The sequence below is a fragment of the Phenylobacterium sp. genome (genome assembly GCF_036501465.1).
Lineage (GTDB): Bacteria > Pseudomonadota > Alphaproteobacteria > Caulobacterales > Caulobacteraceae > Phenylobacterium.
The window spans coordinates 1-3,471 of sequence record NZ_DASYAF010000169.1 but is presented as its reverse complement, the minus strand read 5'-3'; the positions used below and the strand labels follow the sequence as shown (position 1 = coordinate 3,471).

Annotated in this window: 3 protein-coding genes; 1 reads left to right on the top strand and 2 read right to left on the bottom strand. The window is 69.2% G+C overall.

The window, feature by feature from the left end:
• Positions 1-846: pyruvate kinase (locus VGL85_RS20030; RefSeq protein ID WP_331590783.1), on the top strand; the 846-nt coding region annotated here is incomplete at its 5' end.
• A 158-nt stretch (positions 847-1,004) separates the two neighbouring features.
• Here VGL85_RS20030 and VGL85_RS20025 read toward each other — a convergent pair.
• Both VGL85_RS20025 and VGL85_RS20020 read right to left on the bottom strand, forming a co-directional pair.
• Positions 1,005-2,057 (bottom strand): sulfate ABC transporter substrate-binding protein, encoded by a 1,053-nt coding sequence (locus tag VGL85_RS20025; protein ID WP_331590782.1) that lies wholly within the window; start codon positions 2,055-2,057, stop codon positions 1,005-1,007.
• Positions 2,058-2,077: 20 nt separating this feature from the next.
• The coding region (locus tag VGL85_RS20020) for an OprO/OprP family phosphate-selective porin (protein ID WP_331590781.1) at positions 2,078-3,471 on the bottom strand (1,394 nt) is incomplete at its 5' end.

The following is a 3,471-nucleotide window of genomic DNA, read 5'->3' as shown; positions in this document are numbered from 1 at the left end:
TCCTTCGTGCAGCGGGCGGCGGACATGGCCGAGCTCCGGCGCCTGGTGCGCGGCCAGGCCGCGGTGCTGGCCAAGATCGAAAAGCCGGCGGCGCTCAAGGACCTCGCCGCCATCCTCGACCAGTGCGACGCGGTGATGGTGGCGCGGGGCGACCTGGGCGTCGAGCTGGAGCCCGAGGAGGTGCCGGTGGCGCAGAAGACCATCGTGCGCGCCGCCCGCAACCGCGGCCTGCCGGTGATCATCGCCACCCAGATGCTGGACTCGATGACCGGCTCGCCGTCGCCGACCCGCGCCGAAGCCTCGGACGTCGCCAATGCGGTCTATGAGGGCGCCGACGCCCTGATGATGTCGGCCGAGACCGCCGTCGGCCTCTATCCGATCGAGGCGACGGCGATGATGAGCAAGATCATCCAGCGCGTGGAGCGCGACCCCAACTGGCCGGGCCTGATGGACGCCGAGCACGGCCGGGTCGAGGACGAGGACGCCGACGCCCTGGTCGCCGCCGCCCGGCGCGCGGCGGAATCCGGTTCCACCGCCTGCCTGGCCGTCTTCACCACCACCGGGGTCACCGCGCTCAGGCTGGCGCGCGAGCGGCCGCTGCAGCCGGTCCTGGCCCTGACCGCCGACATCAAAGTGGCGCGCCGCCTGGCCCTGGTGTGGGGCCTGGAACCGCGACTGGCCGAGCAGCCCAAGGGCCTCGACCACCTGACCAAAGGCGCCGCCAGCCTGGCGGCCAGGCTCGGCCTCGCCCCACCCAACGGCCGCGTCCTGATCCTGGCCGGCACCCCGTTCGGCTCCCCGGGCGCCGCCAACCTGCTCAGACTGGCCCACGCCCCGCCGGCGTAGAAGAAGATAGCGAGGCCGGCCAACGCGTCCCTTCTCCCCTCGCGGGAGAAGGTGCGCATCTTCTCAGGGCGGCCTGGGGGAGCTTGAGCGGATAAAAAAGCCCCGGTTCCGCATGCCTGGGGAACCGGGGCAGTCTCGGGCTCTTCCGGGGGAGGAGGTCAGCCCGGCTTGTAGATCTGGTCGAAGACGCCGCCGTCGGCGAAGTGGGTGGCCTGGGCCTTGGCCCAGCCGCCGAAGCTGGCGATGGTGACCATCGGGATGTTCGGGAACCGCTTGGCGTATTTCGCCGCATATTGCGGATTGCGCGGCCGGTAGAAGTTCTTGCCGATCAGGTCCTGGGCCAGCGGGCTGTACAGGAACTTCAGATAGCCTTCGGCCACGGCGCGGGTGCCTTTGCGGTCGACCACCTTGTCGACCAGGGCCACTGGCGGCTCGGCCAGGATGGACATGGAGGGATAGACGATCTCGACCTTGCCCGGTCCCAGTTCGGCCAGGGCCAGATGGGCGTCGTTCTCCCAGGCCAGCAGCACGTCGCCGATGCCGCGCTCGGTGAAGGTGGTGGTCGAGCCGCGCGCGCCGGAATCCAGCACCGGGACCTGGTGATAGAGCTTCTGGACGAAAGCCTGGGCCGAGGCGGCGGCGCCGCCGGGCTGCTTCAGGGCCCAGGCCCAGGCGGCCAGATAGTTCCAGCGCGCCCCGCCCGAGGTCTTCGGATTCGGCGTGATCGCCTGGATGCCCGGCCGCACCAGGTCGCCCCAGTCGTGAATCTTCCAGGGATTGCCCTTGCGCACCACGAAGACGATGGTCGAGGTATATGGCGTCGAGTTCTGCGGCAGGCGCGACTGCCAGTTGGCGGGCAGCAGATGGCCGTGGGCCGCGATCGCGTCGATGTCATAGGCCAGGGCCAGAGTGACCACGTCGGCCTGCAGGCCGTCGATCACCGCCCGCGCCTGCTTGCCCGAGCCGCCATTGCTGAGGTCGATGTCCAGCTGCTGGCCGGTGTGCGCCTTCCAGAAGGCCGAATAGGCGGCGTTGATGTCGCGATAGAGTTCGCGGGTCGGGTCGTAGCTGACATTGAGCAGCTTGATCGGCCCCGCCGCACGGGCGCGACCGGGAAGCAGGGACGGCGCCGCGATGACCGCCGCCCCCGCCGCGGCGAGGGTGAAGACCCCCCGCCGGGTGGGGATGCGCGTGTTGCTGTCGACGGTCATCGCGGCTTTTTCCTCGTTGGTTAGAAGGCGAACTGCGAGCGGATCGCCACGTCGGTGAAGTTCTGGCCGATCTGCGAACCGACCGGGGTGTTCCACAGGCCCGTTGAACCCGTGCCGGTGCAGGTGTTGGCCACCCCGGCCCCGATGTTGGTGCAGGGCGACAGGCGGTGGATCTGCACCTCGGAGACATCGAGCATGAACTTGACGAACTGGTTGGGGTACCAGTTCAGGCCCAGGGTGAAGTTCTGCTCCTCGCCGCCGCGGATGGCGGTCGGCGTCGGGGCGGCGCCCGCGCTGCCCTGGTGGTAGTTCAGGTCCATGTCGGAATAGCGCGCCACCAGTTCGAACGCGCCGGTTCCACCGCCATCGGACGAGAAGGGATGGGCGACGTTCGGCGCGTCGAAGGCGGCGGTCTGCTTGTTGTAGACGCGCGGCTCGCCGGTGATCACCCAGCCGCCCTCGAAATAATAGCCGCTGAAGGTGGGCGTCGAGGGGACGTCCGTCCGGTTGACCGTGAAATAGTCGTACTCGGTCTGGAACAGGAAGTTGGCCTTCTGCGCGGCGAATTCCAGGCCGGTGGTCGAGGCGTGCTTGGCCGGGATATTGCCGGTGTTGAGCAGCTTGGTTCCGTCGACGCGCAGCTCCGGCGTGTTGGAGAAGGCGACGACTTCGGCATTGGGCGCCACGCCCAGCCCGGCGGCCGTCGGGCCTGTAAGATTGGGCGGATCGATCAGATAGCTGCCATGGACGCCGACGTGGACCAGCCAGTCGTCGCCATGGACGGGCGTGCCGGCCAGCCGGCCGACAAAGCCGAGCTGATCGCCGTAACTTTGCGGCATGGCGGTGGCCGTTCCGGTGTTGAGCACGCCGATGACCCGGCCGGTCAAGGCCGCGGAGGCCAGCCAGTGGTCGCCCGAACCCCAGAGCTCGACGGCGGTGCGGGTGTCGCCGGCGACGAAGCCGCGGGCGATGTCCTCGACCACCGAGCGTTCCAAGAGCGGCATGCCGTTGGTGGAGGCCTGGTCCTCCAGCCCGATCGACGGCGAAAAGGCGCCGACGCGCAGGTGGGCGGGCTTGAGGCCCGAATATTGGATCCAGCCCTCATAGAGCTGGCCGGCGTCCTCGACGCCCGACCCGGCGAAGTCGAAGATCAGCTTATAGTCCCAGTCGCCGAAGGCCTTGCCGTCGACGCCGATGCGGGCGCGGCGGAAGTCGTCGCCGTCCTTCAGCTTGCGGGCATGGGTCAGGTCGACATTGGAGGCCGAGGCGCCCAGCGCCGGCCCGCTGCGGCGCAGGTCGGTGGTGATCGGGCCGAGGCTGGACTGGTTGTACTCGCCGGCGTCGAACTGCAGGATGCCGTGGAAGTTGGCGGTGAAGCGGCCGTCGGCGCTCCTGATCGACGGGACGCCGTTGG

What these genes read in the sequence shown, in the direction of transcription:
- VGL85_RS20025 (WP_331590782.1), bottom strand. Translation starts at nt 2,057, where the DNA reads ATGACCGTCGACAGCAACACGCGCATCCCCACCCGGCGGGGGGTCTTC.